21 protein-coding genes and 1 pseudogene are annotated in these 26,856 nt (G+C 64.2%); 12 read left to right on the top strand and 10 right to left on the bottom strand.

Going from position 1 to position 26,856, the window contains the following annotated elements; all coding sequences use genetic code 11:
* Positions 1 to 118: 118 nt before the first annotated feature.
* From I3J27_RS06705 to I3J27_RS06695, 3 genes and pseudogenes are all read right to left on the bottom strand, one after another.
* The gene (locus tag I3J27_RS06705) at positions 119 to 763 is read right to left on the bottom strand and encodes a Clp protease N-terminal domain-containing protein (protein ID WP_270166757.1); all 645 of its coding nucleotides are present in this window, start codon (positions 761 to 763) and stop codon (positions 119 to 121) included.
* Positions 764 to 976: 213 nt separating this feature from the next.
* Positions 977 to 1,239: pseudogene (locus I3J27_RS06700) on the bottom strand (hypothetical protein); the annotation flags it as partial.
* Between the two features lie 96 nt (positions 1,240 to 1,335).
* A complete protein-coding gene (locus tag I3J27_RS06695) occupies positions 1,336 to 4,887 on the bottom strand; it encodes a LuxR C-terminal-related transcriptional regulator (protein WP_270166755.1) in 3,552 nt (1,183 codons plus the stop codon).
* A 118-nt stretch (positions 4,888 to 5,005) separates the two neighbouring features.
* On the opposite strand from I3J27_RS06695, the gene I3J27_RS06690 reads away from it, so the two are divergent.
* Entirely contained in the window at positions 5,006 to 5,404 is a 399-nt protein-coding gene (locus I3J27_RS06690) for a nuclear transport factor 2 family protein (protein ID WP_270166753.1), read from the top strand.
* A gap of 69 nt (positions 5,405 to 5,473) precedes the next feature.
* Here I3J27_RS06690 and I3J27_RS06685 read toward each other — a convergent pair whose 3' ends face one another.
* Both I3J27_RS06685 and I3J27_RS06680 read right to left on the bottom strand, forming a co-directional pair.
* The gene (locus I3J27_RS06685; RefSeq protein ID WP_270166751.1) at positions 5,474 to 5,992 is read right to left on the bottom strand and encodes a hypothetical protein; all 519 of its coding nucleotides are present in this window, start codon (positions 5,990 to 5,992) and stop codon (positions 5,474 to 5,476) included.
* Positions 5,993 to 6,029: 37 nt separating this feature from the next.
* Positions 6,030 to 7,577 (bottom strand): acetolactate synthase large subunit, encoded by a 1,548-nt coding sequence (locus I3J27_RS06680; protein ID WP_270166749.1) that lies wholly within the window; start codon positions 7,575 to 7,577, stop codon positions 6,030 to 6,032.
* A gap of 263 nt (positions 7,578 to 7,840) precedes the next feature.
* On the opposite strand from I3J27_RS06680, the gene I3J27_RS06675 reads away from it, so the two are divergent.
* Positions 7,841 to 8,416, top strand: a complete 576-nt coding sequence (locus tag I3J27_RS06675) for a L,D-transpeptidase (protein WP_270166747.1) — start codon at positions 7,841 to 7,843, stop codon at positions 8,414 to 8,416.
* A 199-nt stretch (positions 8,417 to 8,615) separates the two neighbouring features.
* Positions 8,616 to 9,431, top strand: coding sequence for a DUF2927 domain-containing protein (locus I3J27_RS06670; RefSeq protein WP_270166745.1), 816 nt, complete (start codon positions 8,616 to 8,618; stop codon positions 9,429 to 9,431).
* A 69-nt stretch (positions 9,432 to 9,500) separates the two neighbouring features.
* Here I3J27_RS06670 and I3J27_RS06665 read toward each other — a convergent pair whose 3' ends face one another.
* Both I3J27_RS06665 and I3J27_RS06660 read right to left on the bottom strand, forming a co-directional pair.
* A complete protein-coding gene (locus tag I3J27_RS06665) occupies positions 9,501 to 10,307 on the bottom strand; it encodes a class I SAM-dependent methyltransferase (protein WP_270166742.1) in 807 nt (268 codons plus the stop codon).
* A gap of 105 nt (positions 10,308 to 10,412) precedes the next feature.
* A complete protein-coding gene (locus I3J27_RS06660) occupies positions 10,413 to 11,540 on the bottom strand; it encodes a threonine synthase (RefSeq protein WP_270166740.1) in 1,128 nt (375 codons plus the stop codon).
* A 343-nt stretch (positions 11,541 to 11,883) separates the two neighbouring features.
* On the opposite strand from I3J27_RS06660, the gene I3J27_RS06655 reads away from it, so the two are divergent.
* The 3 genes from I3J27_RS06655 (at position 11,884) to upp (ending at position 15,106) form a co-directional block, all read left to right on the top strand.
* Positions 11,884 to 13,140 (top strand): GTP cyclohydrolase II, encoded by a 1,257-nt coding sequence (locus I3J27_RS06655; protein ID WP_270166738.1) that lies wholly within the window; start codon positions 11,884 to 11,886, stop codon positions 13,138 to 13,140.
* Positions 13,141 to 13,147: 7 nt separating this feature from the next.
* Positions 13,148 to 14,386 carry a URC4/urg3 family protein gene (locus I3J27_RS06650; protein WP_270166736.1) on the top strand — a complete coding sequence of 413 codons (1,239 nt, stop codon included), beginning with the start codon at positions 13,148 to 13,150 and terminating at the stop codon, positions 14,384 to 14,386.
* Between the two features lie 90 nt (positions 14,387 to 14,476).
* Positions 14,477 to 15,106 carry a uracil phosphoribosyltransferase gene (gene upp / locus I3J27_RS06645; RefSeq protein ID WP_270166734.1) on the top strand — a complete coding sequence of 210 codons (630 nt, stop codon included), beginning with the start codon at positions 14,477 to 14,479 and terminating at the stop codon, positions 15,104 to 15,106.
* Positions 15,107 to 15,328: 222 nt separating this feature from the next.
* On the opposite strand, the gene I3J27_RS06640 is transcribed toward upp, so the two are convergent.
* Both I3J27_RS06640 and I3J27_RS06635 read right to left on the bottom strand, forming a co-directional pair.
* Positions 15,329 to 16,438 (bottom strand): M48 family metallopeptidase, encoded by a 1,110-nt coding sequence (locus I3J27_RS06640; RefSeq protein ID WP_270166732.1) that lies wholly within the window; start codon positions 16,436 to 16,438, stop codon positions 15,329 to 15,331.
* 3 nt (positions 16,439 to 16,441) lie between these two features.
* Positions 16,442 to 17,587, bottom strand: a complete 1,146-nt coding sequence (locus tag I3J27_RS06635; protein ID WP_270172596.1) for a YjgN family protein — start codon at positions 17,585 to 17,587, stop codon at positions 16,442 to 16,444.
* Positions 17,588 to 17,885: 298 nt separating this feature from the next.
* On the opposite strand from I3J27_RS06635, the gene I3J27_RS06630 reads away from it, so the two are divergent.
* Together I3J27_RS06630 and I3J27_RS06625 are read left to right on the top strand one after the other, a co-directional pair.
* Positions 17,886 to 19,151: a cytochrome P450 gene (locus tag I3J27_RS06630; RefSeq protein WP_270166730.1), complete on the top strand. Its 1,266-nt coding sequence runs from the start codon at positions 17,886 to 17,888 to the stop codon at positions 19,149 to 19,151.
* Positions 19,152 to 19,342: 191 nt separating this feature from the next.
* Positions 19,343 to 20,617, top strand: coding sequence for a cytochrome P450 (locus tag I3J27_RS06625; RefSeq protein WP_270166727.1), 1,275 nt, complete (start codon positions 19,343 to 19,345; stop codon positions 20,615 to 20,617).
* 255 nt (positions 20,618 to 20,872) lie between these two features.
* On the opposite strand, the gene I3J27_RS06620 is transcribed toward I3J27_RS06625, so the two are convergent.
* On the bottom strand, positions 20,873 to 21,793 hold the full coding sequence (locus I3J27_RS06620; protein ID WP_270166724.1) for a LysR substrate-binding domain-containing protein: 921 nt from the start codon (positions 21,791 to 21,793) through the stop codon (positions 20,873 to 20,875).
* 125 nt (positions 21,794 to 21,918) lie between these two features.
* Between I3J27_RS06620 and I3J27_RS06615 the strand changes: the two genes are divergently transcribed.
* The 4 genes from I3J27_RS06615 (at position 21,919) to mdlC (ending at position 26,835) form a co-directional block, all read left to right on the top strand.
* Positions 21,919 to 23,088: an acyl-CoA dehydrogenase family protein gene (locus I3J27_RS06615; RefSeq protein ID WP_270166723.1), complete on the top strand. Its 1,170-nt coding sequence runs from the start codon at positions 21,919 to 21,921 to the stop codon at positions 23,086 to 23,088.
* A 9-nt stretch (positions 23,089 to 23,097) separates the two neighbouring features.
* Entirely contained in the window at positions 23,098 to 24,195 is a 1,098-nt protein-coding gene (locus I3J27_RS06610) for a CaiB/BaiF CoA transferase family protein (RefSeq protein ID WP_270166721.1), read from the top strand.
* Between the two features lie 15 nt (positions 24,196 to 24,210).
* Positions 24,211 to 25,062 carry an HTD2 family dehydratase gene (locus I3J27_RS06605; RefSeq protein WP_270166719.1) on the top strand — a complete coding sequence of 284 codons (852 nt, stop codon included), beginning with the start codon at positions 24,211 to 24,213 and terminating at the stop codon, positions 25,060 to 25,062.
* 150 nt (positions 25,063 to 25,212) lie between these two features.
* Entirely contained in the window at positions 25,213 to 26,835 is a 1,623-nt protein-coding gene (gene mdlC, locus I3J27_RS06600) for a benzoylformate decarboxylase (RefSeq protein WP_270166717.1), read from the top strand.
* The last annotated feature ends 21 nt before the right edge of the window (positions 26,836 to 26,856 follow it).

Genomic DNA, 26,856 nt, shown 5'->3' with positions numbered 1-26,856 from the left:
AAGGCTGCCCTATTCGTGGGGCATGACCGTGGTCGGCTCACCTCCTGACAGCAGACGCCGCGGCGCTCTGGGCTTAGGTCGGCCACGGCCCAACTTCAGACATGCGACTACGCGAGCTTTATCTACCGCCTCTGCCAACGCTTCCGAATAGTTCCTGATAGGTAATTCCCTGCTCATCGAGAAAGCGCGCAGCCGGGCTCTGCGTTTCGTAGAAAATTGCTTTAAGGACAGCTGCGCCGGTTACTTTGGAGCCACCCATCCACTTCTGCTGGACCTCCGCACGCTGTACGACGCGTTGAAATGCGGCGGTCGGTTTGGCTTCGGCGCGGCTCTCCATGACTAATTTCGTCAGTCCATAATCGAGGTAGTCAACGAGCCTCTCCGTCAGTCCATTAGGATTGGCACAGGCGCGAATGAATGCCGAAGCATCTGGGTCTTCTAATAGGGCGAGCAGAAGATGCTCCAGTGTGGCGTATTCGTGATTTCGCTGGCCAGCGAAGCCGATAGCCCGATGGACCGTCGCAGCAAGCTCGGCGGAAAGCGGCGGAAACGAATCGCTTTGCATAGCCGGCAGCGGCGAGATTTTCTCGCGAGGAATGGCCCTCTCCGCGTTGATTGCGGCAACTAGCGTATTCCAATCGGCTAGACCGAACATCTCGGCAGTGAGTTCGAGGCTTTGGCCCACGGTGATCTTTATGCCCTTGGCAGCAAGGGCCGCACGCAGGGTTTGGGCCATAGCTTTGGCGTTGCGGAAATCGCGCATGTCTTCATCCTTTGCTCTTGAACGAGACAGAAGTGCCAGGGCTTGCGTTGCTGGCCCGGCTCGTTCGGGCAAAGGGCTCAAAAGCCTGCGATACGTTTACCGTCCCCGGAGGGCGCAAGCGGCAGGTCGCATCTACCAAGGATAAAAATGGACCAAAGACGGACCGGCGTCAATCACCTGCCGCGTGGAGGTAACTTCCGCTACGGGTCGTACATCGGTCATCGCCATCAGCTTGCGCGGTCGTGCTCCAGCGGCGTGTGATTACCCGCCTTGCGGATCTCCACGGTGAGCAGATTGTTCGCGATCTCGCGCTGATGCTCGACGACGTCGGGGTAGATCGACTTGCCGAGATGATCGGTGGAGATGATGGTGCCGTGCGGCAGATGCAGCGTGCGTTTGCCGAGCCGGTCGTAGTTGCAGTCGGCCGACCAGCCGGAGAATTGCCGCTCGAGATAGACAGCGAAGCGGTGCGTCACCGTCTCGGGCGGCCATATAGGCGGCCGGCAGCCGGCTCGACATCTGGCGCTCGCTGGCGCGCGCCTTCTCATGTCAATTAATGACAGTGCGACACTTCAAATCAACAAGTCATGAGACGCAGGTCCAATGGCAAGATGCGTACCATTATTGCCGTGGTGCACCGCGTGTTCGTCCGGTGTATTGGGGAAAGTTTTCACGATAATATCGAGGTCCGCTCCCAGACCGGGCGGAACGTGCGGATCGAGCGAATTATTGAGCTCTTTAGGTTCAATTATCGCGACGAGAGTGGAAGGAGTTGCCTCGCTATCGAAGCGGAATACAAGTTCTTGGTCCGCGGCGGCGGTCTCGGACGCAGCTTTAGCCGGCTGTGCGGCTTCTAATGCGATTGTAGCAGATTGAGCTGCTGACCCTGGCTCCGAAGCGTGCTGCGAGTTACCGTGGTCTGCGCTGCCCGCCATTGCGGCGCTTTCGGCTGCTTCCTTTGCAGAGGTTGAGTGCTCCGAGTTGCTGTGTTCCACACCGCTTGGCTCCGCGGTCTTCACTGACCCTGGCGAACCGTCTGAAGCCTGGGAATGATGCTCATCGTCCTTACCCACGCCGTTGCCCGGCATGGCCTTCGCTTGGGCCCCCTCAGGGGGGTCCTCTTCAGACCCCGGCTCCGAAGCGTGCTGCGAGTTACCGCGGTCCGCGCTACCAGCCGCTGCAACGCTGTCGGCTGCTTCCTTTGCAGAGGTTGAGTGCTCCGAGTTGCTGTGTTCCACACCGCTTGGCTCCGCGGTCTTCGCTGACCCTGGCGAATCGTCTGAAGCCTGGGAATGATGCTCATCGTCCTTACCCACGCCGTTGCCCGGCATGGCCTTCGCTTGGGCCCCCTCAGGGGGGTCCTCTTCAGACCCCGGCTCCGAAGCGTGCTGCGAGTTACCGCGGTCCGCGCTACCAGCCGCTGCAACGCTGTCGGCTGCTTCCTTTGCAGAGGTTGAGTGCTCCGAGTTGCTGTGTTCCACACCGCTTGGCTCCGCCGTCTTCGCTGACCCTGGCGACCCGTGCGAAGCCTCGGAATGATGGTCATCGTCATTGCCCACGCCGTTGCCCGGTATGGCCTTGGGTTGGGCACTCTCTGGGGCCCCGTTTGCAGACTCTGGCTCCGAAGCGTGCTGCGAGTTACCGCGGTCCGCGCTGCCCGCCGCTGCAACGCTGTCGGCTACGTCCTTTACGGAGGGTGAGTGCCCCGAGTTGCTGTGTTCCACGCCGCTTGGCTCCGCGGTCTTCGCTGACCCTGGCGAATCGTCTGAAGCCTCGGAATGATGCTCATCGTCGTTGCCTACGCCGTTGCCCGGTATGGACTTCGCTTGGGCACTCTCTGGGGCCCCGTTTGCAGACTCTGGCTCCGAAGCGTGCTGCGAGTTACCGCGGTCCGCGCTGTCGGCCATTGCGACGCTCGGTTGGACGATCTCGTCCTGTTTGGTCGACAAAGCGCCGGTGCCTGCATTGACCGGCTCACTCTTCGATGTGAGATTTTCGACTGCCGGAATCGTCGCGCTCGGAGCAAGCCCGATCGATGATATGTGCGCCGACACCGCAGACGCACCATCGCTCTCTTTTGGTGCATCCGTCGATTCGCTGCCGGAGGTTCTGAACCTCGTCGTCCCGCCCAAGCCGGCTCGAGTCTGCCCGAATTGGAACCCCAAGCCGTCGCCGGCCCAAACTCCAGCGGTCCCGAGCGTGCTCTCGCTCGCCCCGATGCTGGGATGGCCATTGGCCGTACTCAGAACAGTCTCATCGGTTGCGGTCGCCGATATCAGCGCTGCTTCCAGCTGCTCCAAGGTGGTCGTGATAGCCGCGCCATCTGGCTGGGAGACGACATCCGCCTCCGCGATGGCTACGATCCCCCGCAAATGGATTTCCAGCAGGCCGCGATCCCCGACATCAAGAACATGATCGGTCGGATTCACGTAAACGATCGTTTCATTGCTTGCGGAGTTGTAGATCCAGGCGAGGGTGTGCGGCGGTATAGACTTGCTTGCTGCTGTCATATGCAGCCAAGCAAGACCTCCGAAGGCTGCAAGATTGATCCTGCTCGGCCCAGATGCGAAATCGAAGACAGAGTCGGAAGATGTCGACTTGGAATCGATCGGGGAGCGATAAACAACGTTTTCGACGTTGCCACCCATCTGTTGATCGCGGCTATATCCGCCAACACCGGCATCGTCACCAGAGTCCAATACGCCGAGAGGTTTCTGGAGGTCGTCACCCGCGGCGCTTGGGCCCATTTGGCCCCGACCGCCTTCTAGAGCGACATTATCATTCCCAGTCGTCCCAACGGCGGAAGGCAGGTGGAAATCGTGCGAAAGGAAACTCGGGACCGAGTTGTTCGCATGATTGGCGTCGGCATGGGTCGCGGCCACTTTTATGGTCGCATTCTCTCCGGCGACGACGAAGCTGTCGATCGACGCATGACCCCGCTCATGCGGCTGCAGAGCGAGATGGGGATCGTGCAGTGCGTAGATCAGCGCGCCTGCGAGAGTGGCGAAGGTGCCATATCCTCCGTGAAGCGACATCGGATTGGACGTAAGCCGCGGGAATAGATGATCCGCGGTCGGTTCGCCGCTCATCTGTGTGTCGATGGTTCCTCGCAGTAGAGGCGCAGGAAGATTGGGCGTGCTCGATCCAACAGGACCGTGATCTTTCCACGATTTCGAGCCTGCAGATTGCTCAGCCGCGCGCAGTGCTTCCATTGCCGCCGCCGGGCTCGTGAGTTGGCTTAGTTTGGCAAAAACGTCTCTCTGGGTGAGCGGGGGCGTCTCGGCGGATTCCCAGACGATGAGGTGCCGGAGAATAGCTTTTTTCCAGGGCTCATATTCGGCGTACTCTCCCGCGTGGCCGACGCTATCGTCATTCGGAAGCGTGTCGCTCGCTTCCGACGCCTTGAGTTCGTCCGCAATAGCGATGGCCAGAAAGGCCAGCGCGAGCGTGCCGAAGCCGGAGGGGCGTTGTAGCAACGCGCGTGCAGCGAGCACGGTTCGGTTGGTGATCCCAAGCTTCTGAAATATGTTGAATAGGTGTACTTTGACTGTCCCCGGGGAGACGTTTAGCTGGCGCGCGATCTCCTTGTTCGACATTCCTACTGACACCAGCCGTGCAATTTGACGTTCCCGATGCGTCAATAGCTCCAGCATCTTTTCAATTTTGACGCCGCCGTCTGCGTGCTTGCCGGTGGGCCAGAGATAGGACTGCTCCGGAAATACACCGCGCTTCGTCGTCAGTCGCAGTGATCGCAGCATGGTGTCGGGGGAGGCATACTTCGAAATTGCGCTGCAGGCGCCAGCAGCAATCGCAGCGGCCAGATCGGGGTTGGATTCGAACTGAGTAAAGAACACCAGGCGCGTGGGAAGACTCTCGGCTTTCGCAATCGCGAGAATCTCGGTTGCCGTCAGATCTGGCAGCGTGTCGGCAAGGAGCGCGACGTCGGGTGTCAAATTCCGGATTGCCTCGAGGCAGCTCGCCCCATCTCTGGACGATGCGACAAGGTCGAAGTCATGCTGTGCCGCGAGTATCGACGTCAGCCCCTGTAGAACGACCGGTTGTCGATCTCCGATGACGAGCCGGATGCGCGCGGAAATCTCCTGCTTCGCAGTCACGTCTAACATGGACGCTGCCTCGGCCCGGCCGTCTATGTACTTCGGCATATGGCCGGACCGGGGGAGACTATTAAAATACAATTAATCGATTGAAGAAAGAGGCTTAGCGGGGGTACCCGGACCTAGAATGGCAAGTTTTGACCGTATCCAGCCGAGAAATATGTCATTTGACCCGATGGCCGTTGCGATTGACTGGCTCGATGCCTACCGCGCGGGCGATATCGGAGCGATCCTGGACATGTATGCCGAAGATGCCGTGGTCCATTGCGGCTGCGGCTGCGACGTCAAAACCATTACCAGTCGCGAGGCACTTCGTACCTATTGGGTCGATCGCCTCCGAAAATATCCGGCGGGAACGTTGCACGATCTCCATCCTTCGGAAGACGGCCCCATTATCTCTTACGTCACCGGTGCCGGCGTCATGTGTGCGCTTTTTGCGTTTGATGCCGACGGGAGGATCAAGGAGCTGGACTGCAATCCCTCGCACCAGGCTCGCGGTGCGATCGAAGCCTGCGATGGGTCATAAGCAGCCGATGCTGGCCAAGCGAACCGCCTTCCGCTTTGTCCTCGAAGTCTGACGTTTAAAAGCACACGCCTAATGCGCAGCGCCGAGGCCGATCTCATCCAGCCGTGTCGCGAACCAGCGCGACAGCGCCTCGTCGACGAGGCCGCTGACATAGACTTCCGAGACCGTCACATGGTGCCGGTCCAGCACCAGCAGCGCGCCGATCCAGTAGGGAAACCAGACGTGCACGTCGGTCATCGCCCGCAGCTTGTGCTGGTCGTGCTCCAGCGGCGTGTGATTGCTGGCCTTGCGGATCTCCACAGTGAGCAGATTGTTCGGGATCTCGCGCTGATGCACGACGACGTCGGGGTAGATCGACTTGCCGAGATGGTCGTCGGTCGAGATGATGGTGCCGTGCGGCAGATGCAGCGTGCGCTCGCCGAGACGGTCGTAGTTGCAGTCGACCGACCAGCCGGAGAATTGCCGCTCGAGATAGACGGCGAAGCGGTGCGTCACCGCCCGCTCGCCGACGTCCTTCTCGAACAAAAATCCCTCGTGGGCGTAGAACTCCCGGAGCGCCGCGATCACCTTGTTCAGTTCGGTCTGCATCGTGCCTCCCGACCTCCGGCGCCCTGCATGAAGTGCCTTACATCTGGACTTCGATCAGCCGCGGACCGGGCTCGGCGACGGCCTCGGCCAGCGCCTTGTTGAACTCGTCGGCATTGGTGACGGCACGGCCGGGCACGCCCATGCCCTTGGCCAGCGCGACGAAATCCAGCGTCGGCCGGTCGAGCCGGAGCATGTCGTTGGCGCGCTGACCGGGCTCGCCGGCGCCGACATTGTCGAACTCGCCACGCAGGATCTGGTAGATGCGGTTGGCGAACACGATGGTGACGATGTTGAGGTTCTCGCGCGCCTGGGTCCACAGCGACTGGATCGTGTACATCGCGCTGCCGTCGCCGACCATGGTGATCACCTTGCGGTCCGGACAGGCGATCGCGGCGCCGATCGAGAGCGGCGTTGAGAAGCCGATCGAGCCGCCCATGTTCTGGAGCCAGTCATGCGGGGCGGCGGCCGCTGTCGGCGGGAAGAAGGCGCGGCCGGTGGTGAGGGACTCGTCGACCAGGATCGCGTTCTCCGGGATCGCATAGGCGATCGCCTGTGCGATCGAGGCATGGGTCAGTGCGCCGGTCGGCTTGAGCAGTTCCTGCAACGCCTGCGGCTTGACGTCCCTGGCGCTGGCCTTCACGGCGCCGGCGAGCGCTTCCAGCGCTGCGACAGAGTTCTCGCCCCAGGAGGTCATGCGATGGACGTCGCAGCCCTCGGGCTTGAGCACGCTCGGCTTGTTCGGATAGGCGAAGAACGCCACGGGATCGTCGGACTCGACCAGCACGATGTGCCGGAACTTCGCCAGCATTGGCAGCGCCTGCTCGATCACGTAGTGGATGCGGTCGATCGAATAGCGGCCGCGGCCGCGCGCCATCTTCGGGCGGAAGGTCGGGCCCATCACCGTGCAGCCGGTCTTCGCGGCGATGCGCTCGGCCAGCGCCAGGCCCTGCTCGCTCAAGGCGCTGCCGGTCATCAGCAGGAGCGTGCCCTCGCCGTCACCGTGCAGGATCTTTGCGGCCTGCTCGACCGCCTGCGGCGAATAGCTCGCCCGCTGCTGCTCGGCCGGAACCTCGGCAATGCCGTCGGCCTCGTTCCAGGCGGTGTCGGCCGGCAGGATCAGGGTCGCGATCTGCGGCGGTGCGCTTTTCGCGGCGGCAATCGCCGCGGCGCCGTCGGCGGCGATCGATTTGGAATCCGGCGAGGTGCGGACCCAGGACGACATCGGCCGGGCCAGGCCCTCGATGTCGGAGGTCAGCGGCGCGTTATAGCCGATGTGGTAGATCGCGTGCTGGCCGACGATGTTGACGATGCCGGAATTCGCCTTCTTGGCGTTGTGCAGATTGGCAAGGCCGTTGGCGAGGCCCGGACCGAGATGCAGCAGCGTCGAGGCAGGCAGGCCCTTCATGCGGAAATAGCCGTCGGCAGCGCCCGTCACCACGCCCTCGAACAGGCCGAGCACGCAGCGCATGCCCGGCACGCGATCGAGCGCTGCGACAAAATGCATCTCGGAGGTGCCTGGATTGGTGAAGCAGACGTCCACCCCACCCTTGACCATCGTCCGCACCAGGCTTTCCGCACCGTTCATTCTTTTTGCTCCCGCAACCGGCAATGTCCAATCGTCCGTCGGTTCAATCATTGTTCGGGAGCCCTCGTCAAAGCAATAGCCGGCATCGCGGCCCTGCCCCGCGCCGCGACGGTTTGGCTAATGCTTTTCGGCAAAATGTCGCGATTGCCGATTTGGTAACGCCAGTCGTTAACGATGAAGCCCCTCACGGGGCCGTGGCTTGCGAAATCGCTGCAAATATGGCCTCTGGCTGTCATTGAATCGTTTTTTGCTGGGGGAAACAAATGATCCGGTTTTTTGCCGCGCCGATCGCCGCAATGGGGCTGTTGCTGGCGGGCGCGGCCGACGCATCCGCGGCGGGGATGATCGACTTCACGGGCACCAGCTCCACCGGCTATCTCGGCGGCGGCGCAAGCCCGATTCCCCGGTCCACCGTCATGTATAACGGTAATTACGCCCCCGGCACGATCGTGGTGAATACCGCCGAGCGCCGGCTCTATCTGGTGCTCGAGAACGGCCAGGCGCTGCGCTACGGCATCGGCGTCGGCCGCGACGGCTTCCGCTGGGGCGGGGTGCACAGGATCACCGCCAAGAAGGAATGGCCGGATTGGACGCCGCCGTCGCAGATGCTGGCCCGCCGGCCCGACCTGCCGCGCCACATGAAGGGCGGCGTCGAGAATCCGCTCGGCGCGCGGGCGATGTATCTGGGCTCGACACTGTACCGCATCCACGGCTCGAACGAGCCGGAGACGATCGGCCAGGCGGTGTCGTCGGGCTGCTTCCGCATGACCAATGACGACGTGACCGACCTCTACGGCCGCGTCGGCGTCGGCACCCCCGTGGTCGTGCTGAACAACTAGATCCGAGCGAACTGCCGTAGGGTGGGCAAAGCCGAAGGCGTGCCTACCAATTCCTTGGCGACTGTCGAGAGATGGTGGGCACAGCGCTTGGCGCCTCTGCCCACCCTACGGCATCGTGCCTGAACACAGCAGGAACCCGCAGGAAGCGTGAATATGCGGCCTTGTGCGCGGGGCGCGAATGCGGCAGCGTCACGTGACGATGAGTGCATTGAACCCGCCCTCGCCTGCCCTTCGCATCGCCCTGCTGGCGTTCGCCGCGCTCACGATTGTGGCTGATACCGCTACCATGGCCGTCGCAGGTGAACTGCCCGCGATCGCCGCGCGCCAGCGTACCGAAAAGAAGAGCTTCACCGACGGCGAGATCGTCGATGGTTTTCTCAAGACCGCATTCGGCGCCGAATATCACCTCGCCGGCCGCGTCGACCGCATCCGCAAGTTCGACGGGCCCGTGCGCGTGTTCGCCGAGAGCGACCGCGCCGACCGCAAGATGCAGCTCGTGAAAGTCGTGGCCGATATCGGCGCCCGCGTGCAGCATCTCGACATCGCCATGACCGGCACCAGCGAGGCGGCCAATGTGCGGGTGAAGCTGGTGCGCGACCGCGATCTCTATCGCACCATCACCAGCTTCTACGGCGCGGAGAAGGCGCGCGAGATCCGCACCTCGCTCGATCCGCAATGCCTGTCCGGTTTCCGCAAGAACGACAATTTCGAGATCGAGCATTCCGACGTCATCCTCACCGTCGACAATGGCGATTTCACCTTCCTCGACTGCGCCTATGAGGAACTGCTGCAATCGCTCGGGCCGATCAACGACACCGCGAGCGTGCCGTGGACCATGTTCAACGACAACGTCTCGATGGGCTATTTCGACGTCTACGACCAGTACATCCTCAATCTGCTCTACGATCCCCGCATCAAGGCCGGCATGACGGTGGCCGAGGTCAAGGCGGTGCTGCCCGCCGTGCTCACGGACGTGCGGGCGTGGGTGAAGCGGGTGAATGATCTGAAGGAGTGAGGTTCTCTTCCTTCTCCCGTTGTGGGAGAAGGAAAGCATTTGCGATCGCGGCTCTTCATCGCGCCTTCGTCACACCTTCCTTGCCTTCGTCATCAGAAACTGCTGGCGCATCACGTTGTTGCCGGCATCGAAATATTCCGAGATCAACGCCTCGAACTCGGCGCGGAAGCTCCGGAGCTTGTCCGGCTCGTCCTTGTACTGGGCGACGAGCTTGATCAAAGGCCCGATCGTCGTTTCCATGGTGCGGCGGAAATGCTGCGGGCTGAGTGCGGACGGCGTCATCATGTCCATCTCGAAGGAGATATCCTTCGCCTTCCCGGCGAGACGCTCGGCGGCGATTTTCGGATCGCCCCACAGCACCGGCGACGCCACGCCCTCGGGCGGCGGCAGATGGCGGCCGATCAGCGCGAACATCCGCCCGACATAGAGATGCGGCGGCCAGGTAGAGAAAGCGATGGTGCCGCCGGGCTTCAGCACCCGCAGCATCTCGCCGATGGTCACGTCCGGACGCGGTGCGAACATGTGGCCGAACTGGCTGAGCACCACGTCGAACTCATTGTCGCCATAGGGCAGAGCTTCGGCGTCGCCGTCGGCGAAGGCGATATCGAGGTTCGCCAGCTGCGCGTGCTCGCGGGCGCGCTCGATCAGGACCGGTGACAGGTCGAGGCCCCTGACCTTGGCACCGCGGCGCGCCGCCGTGATCGCGACCACGCCCGTGCCGCATCCGACGTCGAGCAGCCTTTGGCCGGCGGCGACGCCGGCAAAGCCGACGAGCTTGGCGGCGGTCGGTGTGGTGAAGACCTCCATCGGGGTGAACAGCGACCAGGCCTCCTTCTGGACGGCCTTGAAACCTGCAAACGGATCCTGCGCGGTCATGGAACTCTCCCTTTGCCCGAGGTCGATCTTCATGAGGCTGGCGAGGAAGGCAGAAGGTTCAACGCACTCGCATGGCTCCGCGACACAGGCTCAACGGATCGGGCTCTACTGCACGAGATCGGCGACGGTGGTCGCGGCCTTCAGGCCGGTGCCGGTGAGAACGGCGACCGTGGTGTCGGTCGCCTTGATGGCACCGGTGGCGGCAAGCTTCTCCAGCGCCGCGGCCGCGCTGGCGCTGGTCGGCTCGGCGAACAGGCCCTGCCGAGCAAGGCGCCGCAAGGCGGCGACGATCTCGTCCTCGGTGAGCGCAACGGTGCCGCCGCCGCTTTCGCGCAGCGCGCCGATGATCTCGCGCAGACGGAGGGGAGCTTTGATGGCGGTGCCTTCGGCGATGGTCTTGGTCACCTCGCGGACGACGGGCGTATCGACACCGGCCTGAAAGCTCGCATCGATCGGCGAGCAGTTTTGCGGCTGCGCCGCGAACAGCCGCGGCAGCTTTGCGATCTGGCCGGCCTTCCGCAGCTCGCGGAAACCGAAGGCGCAACCCAAGAGGCTGCTGCCGGCGCCGACGGGGACGATGACATTGTCGGGCGCGCGAAAACCGAGATCTTCCCAGATCTCATAGGCGAGCGACTTGGTGCCTTCGAGGAAGAACGGCTGCCAATTGTGGCTGGCGTAAAACGTCTGGCTAGACTGGCGGATGGCCTCGGCTTCCGATTCCTCGCGCGGTCCTTCCACGAGCTGCACCTCGGCGCCGTAAGCGCGCACCTGCGCGATCTTCGCCGGCGACGTCGAGGCCGGCGCCAAAATCTTCACGCGTAGGCCGCCGGCAGCGCCCAGCCCCGCCATCGACGAGCCGCCATTGCCGGAGCTGTCTTCCAGAATCGCGCCGACGCCGATCTGCCGCAGGAACGACAGCATCACCGCCGAGCCACGATCCTTGAAGCTGCCGGTCGGGTTGAACCATTCGAGCTTGAACAGCGGGCGCAAATCGCTCCAATCCTGCTGAACCAGCGGCGTGCAGCCTTCGCCGAGCGTGATCGGCTTTGCGATCTCCACCGGCAGCGCCGCCCGGTAGCGCCAGAGCGAGCGCGTGCGGCCATCGACGTCATCGCGCGAGATCCCTGCGCCCGGCGTCACCAGCAGCGGCGTGCGCTCGTCCGAGCACCAGCGCGGCTGGTCGAGGGAATAGAGCTGTCCGTTGCGGGGATCGATGTAGCTGGCGGCGGGCATGGCGGTCTCCAAGGCAAGGGCGATCGGTACGGTTGGTCTGATTACACGTTTTGTCCGGGACGCGCTCTCCGCCGCGCAAAACGATGCACCGCCCCTTGAAAATAAGAAAAGTATAATTATTTCAATCTCTTAAATCGAGTCTGCATGCAGGCCGGCGAGGTTGGCGGCGCGAGACTGCGTTGCGTCCAGGCGAGCCCTGCCCGCAGCACGATTAACTTGTCTGTCGTGCCTCGCCGCTACAATATGTTGGATTGAGCTTGCGTCGCCGGTGTTCGTCAGCCGGTAACGCGACCGAGCCAGGCCCGTCCAAGCGGCGGGCCGTTGGCTTTTTAGGAGTTTGGTCATGAGCCGCGCGAACCGTACCGACCACATCCGCCTGACCTCCCATCCGGAGCCGGGCCGGAAGGCCGCCTTTCCGATCCACTGGGGCGCAGCCGATGCGCGCGCCCGCGGACCGATCATCGGCACGGTGTCGCGCGCCGGAGATCGCAACGTGATCGGCAGCCATGGCGGCTCCTACGCGATGTACCGCGCGCTCGCGGTCTCCGCCGGCGCGCTCGATCCGATCCGGCGTCCCGATCTCACCAACACGTTTCCGGCCGCGACCATCGGGCCGTTCGAGCAATGGCGCGATCCCGCCAAAATCGTCGCGCTCGATCCGTGGGGTCATCTCGTCGCGGAGAATTTCGGCAAGGAGATCGCCGAAGGGTCGGACATCCGGCCGAGCATCGCGGTGACGCGGGCGCGGCTGGACCTGCCCGAGATCCGCGAGGCCCTCGCCGCAAAGCGGCTGCGCGCCGACGGCGACGTCGTGCATGCCAATGGCAGCGTCTCGGTGGTGAAGATCGCGATCGATCCGGTCTGGTATCTGCCGGGCCTTGCGACGCGGTTCGGTACAAGCGAGACCGAGCTGCGCCGCACGCTGTTCGAGCAGACCGCAGGCATGTTCCCCGAACTCGTCACCCGCCCGGACATGAAAGTGTTCCTGCCCCCGATCGGCGGCACCACAATCTACATGTTCGGCGATGTGACAAAACTGCCGGACCATCGCACCAAGATCACCTGCCGCGTGCATGACGAGTGCAACGGCTCGGACGTGTTCGGCTCCGACATCTGCACCTGCCGGCCCTACCTGATCCATGGCATCGAGGAATCCGCACGCGGCGCGCAGGAGGGCGGGCTCGGGCTCGTCGTCTACAACCGCAAGGAAGGCCGCGCGCTCGGCGAGGTCACGAAATTCCTGGTCTACAACGCCCGCAAGCGCCAGGAGGACGGCGATGCGGCCGCGGCCTATTTCGAGCGCACCGAATGCGTCGCCGGCGTGCAGGATGCGCGCTTCCAGCAATTGATGCCGGATACGATCCACTGGCTCGGCCTCAAACGCATCGATCGCTTCCTGTCGATGAGCGACATGAAATACGACGCGCTGACCTCGCAGGGCATCGACATCGTCGAGCGCGTGCCGATCCCGCCGGAGCTGATCCCGGCCGACGCCTATGTCGAGATCGCCGCGAAGAAGGCCGCCGGCTATTACTCGACCGACATCGCGCCCGAGAAGGACGTGGATGGCGTGGTCGGACGCTCGCTGGAAAAATACTGATCGCGCGATGGCGGAGGCTTTGCAACAGGAGGCCCGCTCGCTGCTCTCCGCAGCAGCGGTTCGCGCGCGCGCCGGTGAGATGCTTCAGATCGGCCTTGCCGGCGGCTTGAGCCACTTCACGATCGATCTCGACCGCATCGATGGCTTGGCCGAGGCCGTGCTCGCGGTCACGCGAAAAACCTATCCGACGCTGGACGTTCCCTTCCATGCGCGCTGGCGGCATTTTGTACTTGGTGGCGTCGATCGCTGGGCGCGGCTTGCCGACGCTGCATCGTGGCCGGATCGTGCCGCGCGGGCTCGCGCTGAATTCGACCTTGCGATCGTCAGCGTGCTGCTCGATGCCGGCGCAGGTGCTGCCTGGCGATATCGGGACGCGGTGACCGGCGGAAGTATCGGCCGATCCGAGGGACTTGCGATCGCAAGCCTCGACATGTTCGCCAGCGGACTCTTTTCCGGCGATGCGCGTGCGCCGTTCCGGGCCGATGCGGAGGTGCTCGCGCAACTGCCCCTAGCCTCCCTCACCGCTGCGTTTCAGGTCAACGAGGCCAACCCTCTGCTCGGCCTCGAAGGGCGTGCGGATCTGCTGCGGCGCCTCGGCAAACTGGTGGCGGAGCGTGCGGACGTGTTCGGCCTGCACGATACGCCGCGGCCGGGCGGACTGTTCGATCACATCGCGGCGCAAGCCGTCGGCGGCGGCATCGCCGCGCCTGCGATCCTGTCCGCGGTGCTGAACCAGCTCGGATCGATCTGGCCGTCGCGGCTCGATCTTGCCGGGATTCCGCTCGGCGATTGCTGGCGCCATCCCGCGATCAAAACCAATGACGCGACCGCCGGCCTCGTGCCCCTGCACAAGCTGTCGCAATGGCTGAGCTATTCGCTGATCGAGCCGCTCCAGCGCGCGGGCATTGCCGTCACCGACATCGACGGCCTGACCGGGCTTGCCGAATACCGCAATGGCGGCCTGTTCGTCGATCACGAGGTGCTGCGCCTGCGCGATGCCGCGGATGCCGACCGTGCGCATGCGGTGGATTCGCTGCTGGTCGTGGAGTGGCGCGCACTCACCGTCGCGCTGCTGGACCGGCTCGCCGAACGCGTTCGCGCAAAGCTTGGCCGTACGCCGGAGTCCTTGCCGCTCGCCAGCATTCTGGAAGGCGGCACCTGGGCGGCCGGCCGCGCCATTGCCTTTGCGCGCCGGCCCGACGGTTCGCCGCCGCTCAAGGTGATCAGCGACGGCACGGTTTTCTAACCTCTCGTTTGAGTTCGCGGAAACGACCCCTCATCCGGCGCTTCGCGCCACCTTCTCCCGCAAGAGGAGAAGGAAGAAAGGCATCCGATCATGGAAGGCGTCACGATCGTCGATCATCCGCTGGTGCAGCACAAGCTGACCCTGGTGCGGGACAAGTCCATCTCGACAAAATCCTTCCGCGAGCTGATCAAGGAGATCGGCATGCTCCTGTGCTACGAGGTGACGCGCGATCTGCCGCTCACGGACACCGTGATCGAGACGCCGCTGGCGACGATGCACTCGGCCAAGATCGCCGGCAAGAAGCTGGTGTTCGTGCCGATGCTGCGCGCCGGCACGACCTTCGTCGACGGCATGATGGACCTGGTGCCGACCGCGCGCGTCGCCCATATCGGACTCTACCGCGAGCCGCACAGCTTTGCGGCGGTCGAGTATTTCTTCAAATCGCCGTCCGATCTCAGCGAGCGCCTCGCCATCGTGGTGACGCCGGTGGTTGCCACCGCCAACACGGCGGTCGCGGCAATCGACCGGCTGAAGGAGCGCGGCGCCAAGGACATCCGCCTCGCCTGCCTGATCGCAGCGCCGGAAGGCCTGGAACGGCTGCGCGGGCTACATCCGGACGTGCCGATCTGGACGGCTGCGGTCGATGAAGGTCTCGACGAGAACGGATTTATCGTGCCGGGCCTTGGCGACGCCGGCGACCGCGCTTACGGGACGCGGTAGTTCAGAGAATGATGATGTTAGGTTCGGTCGGCTGTCCGTGGCTCACCTCTCCCCGGCGGGGAGAGGTCGGATTGCAAAGCAATCCGGGTGAGGGGCCGCGGCGTTCAGTGAGACTGTAGCCCCTCACCCGGATCGCATCTGTCGATGCGATCCGACCTCTCCCTACGGGAGAGGTGTTTCGAGTTCTGGGCTCGCACCAGTACAACCAATACTCAGCCCGCTTTAGATCTTCCCGCTGCCGCAGATCAGCTTCAGCGACTGCCACTCCTTGTCCGTCAGCAGCGGCGGGCCGCTGGCGGGGCGGTCTTCCTTCGTCATGCGCTCGAGGCGGTCTTCGGTGAGCGGATGGCTTGCCAGGATCGAGGTGAGCCCGCCGCCTTCCTTGCCGGTGATGCGGAACATCAGCTCGGCCGCGGGCTTGGGCGAGCGGCCGAGCTTGTGCATGATCTCGATCGCGAACGTATCCGCAGCGGTCTCGGCCTCGCGCGAATAGGACGCTTCGACCACGCTGCGCGAGGCGAAGATCATCGCACTCGAGCCGGTGACGTCGCCGAACAACAGGCCGATCAGGAACGAGGTGCCGCCGTTGTAGATCAGCCCGCGCATGTTGTCGTGATGCTTGAGATGGCCGAGCTCGTGGGCGAGGATGCCGGCGATCTCGTCGGGGTTTTCGGCTTTGTCGAGCAGGCCCCTCAGCACATAGACCTTGCCGCCGGGCAGCGCGAAGGCGTTCGGCACCGGGGTCGGCAGCACGCCCGCCGTCATGGAATCGTCGTCGAGGCCCGCGGCGTCGCGCAGGCGGTTGACGAGCTTCGTGAACGCGGCCTTGCCCGCGGGATCTTCGCACGCGCTGCGGCCGAAGATGGTCTTCACCTGGACCTCCGACGCATCGCCGATGCGCCGCTCGATCGGCTTCGGCACCAGTGGCGCAAGTCGATCCGCGGCAAGCGGCACGCCGAACAGCACGACACAGACGATGGAGACGGCCGCAGCCACCGACCAGCCGACGATTTTGGCGACACCGCGGCGCGAGGTCTGGTGCTCGTCCAGACGCATGCAGCGCGCGGTCAAGTCAGCGGCCAGCGCGGCGTCGCGGATTTCGAGCCGGGCCAGAGGCGGCGCGGCTGAGCAGGCAAGACGCAGGATTCCGGGCGGACCGTCGGCACGGCGAATGTCGGCGTAAGCCCAGCGCACCGGCGCGCCATCCTCCTCGACGATCTCGAGCGCGTCACCACACGTCAGCGTCACCTGCCGCCTGCGGCTCGACACGCCGTCGAAGAAGATCGTCGGCTTGGCGGACTGCGCAGACGCCTCGGTGGACAACTCACTCACAACTCAGAATCCCGCGACATCGAGCCCATCGGCAAAACCTTCGCCCAGCGCACTGGCCAGCTCGCCGCTGCCGCGCACATCCGCTGCGGCTCCGATGTTGTGCACCTTGACGGTGTCCAGCACCTTGGCCCAGAGATCGCGCTGAAGATAGACCCTCATGACGATATTGACCGCGAGCGCCACGGCGAAATAGCCGATGACCATCATGACCAGCATCGGAATGCTCTTGCCGGCATTCCCGGCGCCGAATAGCGCATCGGCCGGAACGCCACTCAGCTGGACGGCGAGCAAGGCGGCACCGCCCATATAGGCGGCGAAGACAGTCGACAGCAGCATCCACCAGCCGATCACTTTCCAGTACAGGCCGTAGAAAGCGTCGTGCGGCAATTCCGAGGACAGGCTGACGCCGCCGATGCGGATGCCGTCGAGCCACCAGCGCCATTCGCGCGCCTTGAATTCGGCATAGAAGAACGGGGCGAGCGGGAAGATGAGGAGCGCGATCGGGCTGAACAGCCACAGCCACCAGGCGCGCTTGAAGAAGGCCCAGCCGTCGGCTTCGAAATCGCCGGAGAGGTCGCCGTAATGGGTGTGCCGCATCTTGTAGCGTTCCAGCGAAGCCTCGCGCCAAGGCAACGCCAGGCCGAGGGTCAGGAACACCAGGAGGCCCCACAGCATGGCGCGGAACGAATAGGCCCAGCCCGAGCCGTCCATCCAGAACCGGACACCGCGCCAGACCGTGCGCGTCAACCGGTAGCGCCGCGCGCGAAAGATCGCGAACTGGCCGAAGGCGTAGAAGGCGATGAACAGCGGCGTCGAGGCAAAGCCCTGCCAGCGCTCGAACTCGATGCCGATGAGGAAATAAGCGAGATAGATCGGCACCAGGATCGCGAGCGCGAACAGGAACCCGATCAGCAGCTCCTTGCCGCGGCCGGTATATTCGGCGGCATCGCCGTCGATCGCGGTGTTGGTCCACAGATGTCGGCGGATATCGGTGACCAGCCAGAACCGGTAGAAGCCGAAGGTGACGAGCTCCAGCATGGCACCCTTGGTGACCATTCTGCGGAACTCTGGACGGTTGCCGGTGAAATCGACCCGCGTCGGCGGCAGCGGCGGCGGGACGGGTTCGGACCCGGTCGGGGCCCATTGCATGTCATTCACGGCGGCAACCTCGGAGTGCGATCCTGTTACGGTCAAACTATAATTCAGAGATTGGTCGATCCCCAAGATGAGCGGGTTCGATTTACCTCGATTCCAGCCCGTTTTTCGCACGCTTTCGCCGGCAAAGGCGTGCGGGAGATCACGTTGACACATCCGCGTGACCCTCCCGCAACGGCTGGATGTGGCAAAACTCTCCCTTGCTCCGGCGCAGACAACCGGCTGTAATTGCAACCCAAATACCGCAGCGCAGAATTCAACGAGAACGCGCGGTTCAACAGGGAGAGCGGTCATGCATGGGACCATGGAGAGCGCGGCACAGCTCGACGTGCTGCGCGCACGCGCCACATCACTGCCGCTGGAGCAGTTCGATCCGGGCGATCCTGAACTGTTCAGGACCGATACGTTCTGGCCCTATTTCGACCGCCTGCGCCGCGAAGATCCCGTGCACTATTGCAAGGACTCGATGTTCGGCCCGTACTGGTCGGTGACGCGCTACAACGACATCATGGAGATCGAGACCAACCATTCGGTGTTCTCCTCGGCCTCCTCGCTCGGCGGCATCACCATTCGCGACATCGATCCGGACCTCCGCCGCGAGAGTTTCATCTCGATGGATCCGCCGCGGCATGCGGCGCAGCGCAAGACCGTGGCGCCGATGTTCACGCCGACACATCTGGACAATCTTGCCCTCAACATCCGCAAGCGCTCGGCCGAGTGCCTCGACAATCTGCCGCGCGGCGAGGTGTTCGACTGGGTCGATCAGGTCTCGATCGAGCTCACCACGCAGATGCTGGCGGTGCTGTTCGATTTCCCCTGGGAGGACCGCCGCAAACTGACGCGCTGGTCTGATATCGCCACCACCATTCCCGGCCCCGACGGCCTCGTCGCCACCGAGGACGATCGGCAGGCCGAGCTGACGGAATGCGCCGGCTATTTCGCGCGGCTGTGGAAGGAGCGCATCGCGCAGCCGCCGAAGAGCGACCTGCTCTCGATGATGGCGCATGGCACTGCCACCCGCGACATGGACGCGAAGAACTTCCTCGGCAATCTCGTCCTTTTGATCGTCGGCGGCAACGACACCACCCGCAACACCATGTCGGGCTCGCTTCTCGCGCTGAGCCAGCATCCGGAGCAGTATCGCAAGCTGCGCGAGAACCCCGCGCTGCTCGATAGCTTCGTGCCGGAGGTGATCCGCTGGCAGACGCCGCTGGCGCATATGCGCCGCACTGCACTCGCCGACTTCGAGTTCCGCGGCAGGCAGATCAAGAAAGGTGACAAGGTCGTGATGTGGTACGTCTCGGGCAACCGTGACGAGGAGGCGATCGAAAAGCCCTACGATTTCATCATCGACCGCGCCCGACCGCGCAAGCATCTCTCCTTCGGTTTCGGCATCCACCGCTGCGTCGGCTTGCGGCTTGCCGAACTCCAGCTCAAGATTATTTGGGAAGAGATTCTCAAGCGTTTCGACCATATTGATGTGGTCGGCGAACCCAAGCGGGTCTATTCGAGTTTCGTGAAGGGTCTCGAAACCTTGCCGGTCAAGATTGCGGCGTGAGTTTGCAGTACGATGAGTTCGAACGACATCCACACGGAAGCTGCGCTCCCTCCCCCCGCTTGCGGGGGAGGGTCGGGGAGAGGGTATCTCCACGGGCGAGGACCCCCAAGAGGACAGAGCCCTCACCCGGCGCTACGCGCCGACCTCTCCCGCAAGCGGGAGAGGTTAGAAAACCAACTGGAGCCACGACCATGAACATCCAAGCGCCGGTTAAGGTGGACAAGGCCGAACGCATGCGCAGGGCCCGCGAGGAGGCTTATGCGACGCCGCTCTCGCAATTCCACCCCGGCGCGCCCAGGCTGTTCCAGGACGACACGCTGTGGCCGTGGTTCGAGCGGCTGCGCAAGGAAGAGCCGGTGCACTACTGCACCAACGCGCCGATCGAGCCGTATTGGTCAGTGGTGAAGTACAACGACATCATGCATGTCGACACCAATCACGGCATCTTCTCGTCGGACTCGACGCTCGGCGGCATCTCGATCCGCGACGTCCCGCAAGGCTACGACTGGCCGAGCTTCATCGCGATGGACCAACCGCGTCATTCGTCGCAGCGCAAGACGGTGTCGCCGATGTTCACGCCGACCCATCTGGACGAGCTCGCCAAGCTGATCCGCCAGCGCTCGCAGACCGTGCTCGACAATCTGCCGCGCAACGAGACCTTCAACTTCGTCGAGCGCGTCTCGATCGAGCTGACGACGCAGATGCTGGCGACCCTGTTCGATTTCCCCTGGGAGGAGCGGCGCAAGCTGACGCGCTGGTCCGACGTTTCGACCGCACTGCCCAAGAGCGGCATCGTCGCCTCCGCCGAAGAGCGCCGCCGCGAGATGGACGAGTGCTACGCCTACATGTCGAAGCTGTGGAACGAGCGCGTCAACTCCGCGCCGCGCAACGACCTGTTGTCGCTGATGGCCCATAACGACGCCACGCGCTTCATGGACCCCGACAACCTCATGGGCAACATCATCCTGCTCATCGTCGGCGGCAACGACACCACGCGCAACACCATGACCGGCTCGGTGCTGGCACTGAACGAAAACCCCGACCAGTACGACAGGCTGCGTGCAAATCCGGAACTGATCGACTCGATGGTGCCGGAAGTGATCCGCTGGCAGACGCCGCTGGCGCATATGCGGCGCACCGCGCTCCAGGATACCGAGATCGGCGGCAAGCAGATCAAGAAGGGCGACCGCGTCGTGATGTGGTACGTCTCCGGCAACCGCGACGAGGAGATGTTCGAGAAGCCGAACGAGTTCATCATTGACCGTCCCCGCCCGCGCACCCACCTCTCCTTCGGCTTCGGCATCCACCGCTGTGTCGGCATGCGCCTCGCCGAGCTGCAGCTCAAGATCGTCTGGGAGGAGATGCTGAAGCGGTTCGACCGCATCGAGGTCGTCGGCGAGCCCAAGCGGATCTATTCGAGCTTCATCAAGGGGTATGAGTCGCTGCCGGTGCGGATACCGGGGTAGGCCTCACGCTACGGAGTACCTGGAGGCAGGCCGCCCCTCCGACCACCGCTGTCATGCCCCGCGAAGGCGGGGCATCCAGGACGCCGCGGCCTCTCGCTTCTAACCGCACGGCCTCTGGAATACTGGATCGCCCGCCTTCGGGCGATGACGCCGAGGGTGGCGAACGCCGGGACACCCCAGCTATAAAATTTCGGCATGACAGCTCGCGCCAGATGCGAAGGCAAGTCGGCGCCTGACTGTTCTACGACACGGCATCTAACTCAACTTGATGTCCCACACGCCTTCCTTGCGGCAGGCGGCGACCTCCTCGCGCAGGAGCGCGGTGACGGCGAGCGAGGCCGTCGAGACCGGGCGGTCGATCGGAGAAGCGAAAATGAGCTCGCGCGTCATCGGCTTCGAGACGGCCGTGGTTTCCAGCCGCCCGTCCGCGACCTCGCCGTGGACCGACGAGGGCGGCAGCAGCGCAAAGCCGAGGCCCTCCTCGACCAGACTCGTCAGCACACGGAACGAATCCGCTTCCAGCTGGACGTTGAGCTTGATCTTGCGCTGGGCGGCGGCGTGCTCGATCAGCGCGCGGAGACCGTGCGAATGACTGGGCAGCACCAGCCGCTGCCGCAGCAGCCAGCCGATCTCGACGCTCTTCCTGCGCGCAAGGCCGCAGTCGCGCGGGCCGACCGCGACGATATTGTCGCGGCCGAGGCTCTCGACGTTGAGATGCAGATCGGCGGAGCGGCCATAGAGGATGGCAAGGTCCATCTCGCCGCGATGCAGCCATTCGACCAGATGGCCGCTGTAGCTCTCGACGATGCGCAGCGAGATGCCGGGGAATTTTTCGACGCAGCGCCGCGCGAAGCGCGCCGACAGCACGCAGCTCACGGTTGGAACGAGACCAAGCACGACCTGCCCGGACGGCGGCCCCTTGGCCGACTGGATGTCGTCGCGGATCTGGTCGATCTGCCGCACGATGCCGGAGGTGCGCGCCAGCAGGAGGCGCCCGGCCTCGGTCAGCACCATGCCGCGGCCGTTGCGAGTGAACAACTCGGTGCGCAGCTCGTGTTCCAGCAGCTTGATCTGCCTGGAGAGCGCCGGCTGCGCCACGCGCAACGTGTCGGAGGCCTTGCTCAGACTGCCGAGCTCGGCCACGCAACTGAAGGTCCTGAGCTGCCGGAAATCCATGCTTGCCAATCCTCGAAGGCTACTTCATACGCTATAGCAAATGAGCATAGGGGGCTGGCATTGTTTTCACAACGCCAGAGGATCGGCCGGCGTTATCTTGACTGCTGCACCGAACAGGAAACGCCATGAGTGAAGACCACCACACCGAAGACTACGCCGACATCCGCGAAGCCGTCGCAAAACTCTGCGCGCAGTTTCCCGGCGAATACTGGCGCAAGCTCGATCGCGAGATGGCCTATCCCAAGACCTTCGTCGATGCACTGACGCAGGCCGGCTATCTCTCGGTGCTGATCCCCGAGGAATATGGCGGCGCGGGCCTGAAGCTGTCCGCCGCGGCGGCGATCCTCGAGGAGATCCAGCGCGCAGGCTGCAACGGCGGCGGCTGCCACGCCCAGATGTACACGATGGGCACGGTGCTGCGGCACGGCAATGCCGAGCAGAAGGCGAAGTATCTGCCGAAGATCGCCAGCGGCGAATTGCGGCTTCAGGCCTTCGGCGTCACCGAGCCGACCAGCGGCACCGACACTTCTTCGCTGAAGACTTTTGCGCGCGAGGACGGCAACGACAGCTACATCGTCAACGGTCAGAAGATCTGGACCAGCCGCGCCGAGCATTCCGACCTGATGGTGCTGCTTGCGCGCACCACGCCGAAGGAGCAGGCCAAGAAGCGCACCGACGGTCTGTCGGTCTTCATCGTCGACATGCGCGAAGCCAAGAACAACGGCCTCGAGATCCGCCCGATCCGCACCATGATGAACCACGCCACCACCGAAGTGTTTTTTACCGACATGAAGGTGCCGGCGGAGAATCTGATCGGCGAGGAAGGTAAGGGCTTTCGCTACATCCTCTCCGGCATGAATGCCGAGCGCATTTTGATCGCGGCCGAGTGCGTCGGCGACGCGAAGTGGTTCATCGCGAAGGCGACGAACTATGCGAAGGAGCGCAGCGTGTTTGGCCGGCCGATCGGCCAGAACCAGGGCATTCAGTTCCCGATCGCCAAGGCCTACGCCTCGATGCGCGCGGCCGAGTTGATGGTGAAGGAAGCGACGCGCAAATACGAGGCCGGGCTCGACTGCGGCGCGGAGGCCAACATGGCCAAGATGCTGGCGGCGGATGCGTCCTGGGAAGCGGCGAATGCCTGCATCCAGACCCATGGCGGCTTCGGCTTTGCCGAAGAATACGACGTCGAGCGCAAATTCCGCGAGACACGGCTCTATCAGGTAGCGCCGATCTCGACCAACCTCGTGCTGTCCTTTGTCGCCGAGCATGTGCTCGGCATGCCCCGCTCGTACTGAGGCCGGATCATGGGAGCATTGGACGGGATCAGGGTGATTGCGGTCGAGCAGGCGGTCGCCGCGCCGTTCTGCTCGTCGCGGCTGGCGGATGCCGGCGCGGAGGTGATCAAGATCGAGCGGCCCGAAGGCGATTTCGCCCGCGGCTATGACGCGGCGGCCAAGGGCCAGAGCAGCTATTTTGTGTGGCTCAACCGCGGCAAGCAATCCGCCGTGGTCGATCTCGCGACGAAGGAAGGCTGCGCCGAGCTGGAAAAGCTGATCGCGAGCGCCGACGTGCTGATCCAGAACCTCAAGCCGGGCTCGATGGACAAGCTCGGCTTCTCACGCGAGCGGCTGCTGAAGGACTATCCGAAGCTGATCTCCTGCACGATCACCGGTTATGGCGACGAGGGCCCCTACGCGCACCGCAAGGCCTACGACCTCCTGATCCAGGCCGAGAGCGGCCTCGCCTCGATCACCGGCAATCCTGATGGCGCCTCGCGCGTCGGCATGTCGATTGTCGATGTCGCGACCGGCGCCACTGCGCATGCGGCGATCCTGGAAGCGCTGATCGGGCGCGGCCGCACCGGCAAGGGCGCGGATATCCGCATCTCCATGTTCGACGTGATGGCGGACTGGTGCACCGTGCCGCTGCTCAACTCCGAAGCCGGCAATCCGCCCAAGCGCATGGGGCTGCGCCATCCCTCGATCGCACCCTATGGCGTGTTCACCTCGAAGGACGGCAAGGACATCCTGATCTCGATCCAGAGCGAGCGCGAATGGAAGACGCTGTGCGTCAAGGTGCTGGACCAGCCGGACCTGCCCGCCGATCCCCGCGTCGCCAACATGGTCGAGCGCGTGCGCAACCGCGATTTCACCGACACAACGGTCGCGGAGGCCTTCGGCAAGATGACGCGCGACGAGTTGCTCAAGCGGCTGTCGGACGCCGACATCGCCTTCGCCGAGGTCAACACCATGGCCGACCTCACCAACCACCCGCATCTCAGACGGATCGAGGTGGACACGCCCAACGGCCGCGTCAGCTATCCCGCGCCGGCGCCGATCATCGTCGGCGAGACCCGCGCTTACGGCGCTGTGCCCGCGATCGGCGAAAAGCCCCAGAAGTAACAAGAGCAAGGCGTCATGACCGAGAAGCTCGACATCGATCATTTGCGGCAATGGATCGGCCGCAGCACGGAGGCCACCGACACCGTCACCGCGCAGCTCGTCATGGGTCTGCGCGCGACGCTGTTCCAGGACGTCGGCGAACCCAAGAATGGTGACGCCGCGCCGTTCACGGTGCACTGGTGCCTGGCGCAGCCGGTATTTCCAATGTCGATGCTCGGGCCCGACGGTCATCCGACCCGCGGCGGCTTCCTGCCGCCGGTGCCGCTGCCGCGCCGGATGTGGGCCGGCGGCGAGATCGAGTTTTTGCAGCCGTTGCAGGTTGGCGATGAATCGACGCGGACCTCGCGGATCGCCGACGTGCAGGTGAAGACGGGATCGACCGGCACGCTGTGCTTCGTCTCGGTCGAGCACAGCATCTCCTCGCCGCGCGGCATCGCCATCCGCGAGCGGCAGGACATCGTCTATCGCGAGATGACGACCGGCGCGCCGGCTGGCACCAAGGCCCTGCCTCCGCCGCCGAAGGCGCAGCACCGTGAGAGCCATGTCTCCGATCCCGTGCTGCTGTTTCGTTATTCCGCGCTGACCTTCAACGGCCACCGCATTCATTACGACCGCGACTACGTCACCAAGGTCGAGGGCTATCCGGGCCTGATCTTCCATGGGCCGCTGCAGGCGGCGCTCATCATCGAGCTGGCGGCGAAGCTGCGCGGCGGCAAGGCGCCGAAGAAGTTTACCTATCGCGGCGTGCAGCCGCTGTTCGAGGGCACCGAGTTCTCCATCAACGCCAACGAGACCGCTGATGGCATGGAGCTGTGGACCGCGAATGCGGAGGGACAGCCGACGATGAAGGGCACGGCGGTGTGGTAGACCGCCGCTGTCTCCTCCTCGTCATTGCGAGCGCAGCGAAGCAATCCAGAATCCCTCCGCGGTGATAGTCTGGATTGCTTCGTCGCAAGGGCTCCTCGCAATGACGGGGTGAGGCTGCTAGCGTCGATCAACAACAGGGGACGGAAACCAATGGCCAAGAACGGCAAGACCGGCAGCAAGTCCGTCACCGTGAAGCAGGCAACGCTCGACCTGCTGCGCTCCCTAGGCATCGACAGGGTGTTCGGCAATCCCGGCTCGACCGAGCTGCCGTTCCTCAGCGACTGGCCGGACGACATCGACTACGTGCTGGCGCTGCAGGAAGCGAGCGCCGTCGGCATGGCCGATGGTTACGCGCAAGCGACGCGCAATGCCGGCTTCGTCAATCTGCATTCGGCGGCCGGCGTCGGCAACGCGCTCGGCAACATCTACACCGCCCACCGCAACCAGACGCCGCTGGTGATCACCGCCGGCCAGCAGGCGCGTTCGATCCTTCCCTTGCAGGCGTTCCTCTACGCCGAGCGTGCGTCGGAGTTTCCGCGGCCTTATGTGAAGTACAGCGTCGAGCCGGCGCGACCCGAGGACGTGCCGGCCGCGATCGCGCGGGCCTATTACACCGCGATGCAGCCGCCGTGCGGGCCGACCTTCGTGTCGATCCCGATCGACGATTGGGCCCATGCCTGCGCGCCGGTCGAGGCGCGCAAGGTCAGCCGCGAGATCGGTCCCGAGCAGGAGCCGATGAAAGCGCTGGTTGCAGCCCTCGGCTCGGCCAAGAATCCAGCCCTCGTCGTCGGTCCCGTCGTCGACCGCGCCGGCGCGGTCGGGCTGATGGTGCAGGTCGCCGAGAGGGCGAAGGCCAGCGTCTGGGTCAGCCCGTTCTCGGCGCGCTGCTCGTTTCCCGAGCGGCATCCGCAATTTGCAGGCTTCCTGCATGCCTCGCCAGCGCAACTCTCCGATGCGCTACGCGAGCATGACCTCGTCGTCGTGATCGGCGCGCCCGTGTTCACCTTCCATGTCGAGGGCCATGCCGCGATCTTCGACGGCGGCGCGGCGATCTTCCAGATCACGGATGATCCGGATGCCGCCGCGGTGACGCCTGTCGGCACCAGCATCATCGCGACGATGAAGCCGGCACTGAGCCTGCTGCTCGACCTCCTGCCCGAGAGCAAACGCGCGGCGCCAAAAGGCCGTACGCTGCCGCCGGCGCCGCAGGCCGCCGATCCGCTGCCGGTGGAATTCCTGCTGCACTCGCTGTCGCAGGCGATGCCCGAGGGCACCTCGCTCGTCGAGGAGGTCCCCTCGCACCGGCCGGCGATGCAAAAGTTCATGCCGATGCGCGGCCAGGACAGTTTCTACACCATGTCGAGCGGCGGCCTCGGCTATTCCCTGCCCGCCGCGGTCGGCATGGCGCTGGGCAAGCCGAAGCAGCGCACCGTGTGCCTGATCGGCGACGGCTCGGCGATGTACTCGCTCCAGGCGCTGTGGACCGCCGCGCAACGCAAGCTGCCGCTGACGATCGTCGTCCTCAATAATTCCGGCTACGGCGCGATGCGCTCGTTCAGCCAGGTGATGCAGGTGCGGAACGTACCGGGGCTGGAGCTGCCGGGAATCGATTTCGTGCGGCTCGCCGAAGGCATGGGCTGCCATGCGGTGCGGGTGACGAAGGCCGCGGAGCTCCGCGAGGCGCTGAAGCGCGGCATGGCGTACGAGGGCACCAGCCTCATCGAGGTGGTCGTGGATTCGGCGGTGCCGGTACTTTACGGGCAGAAGCATTGATTGTCGTCCCTGCGAACGCAG

The sequence above is a fragment of the Bradyrhizobium xenonodulans genome (assembly GCF_027594865.1).
GTDB classification, from domain to species: Bacteria; Pseudomonadota; Alphaproteobacteria; order Rhizobiales; family Xanthobacteraceae; genus Bradyrhizobium; species Bradyrhizobium xenonodulans.
Note: the sequence above shows the minus strand (reverse complement) of the source record. Positions and strands in the feature narration are given on the sequence as shown.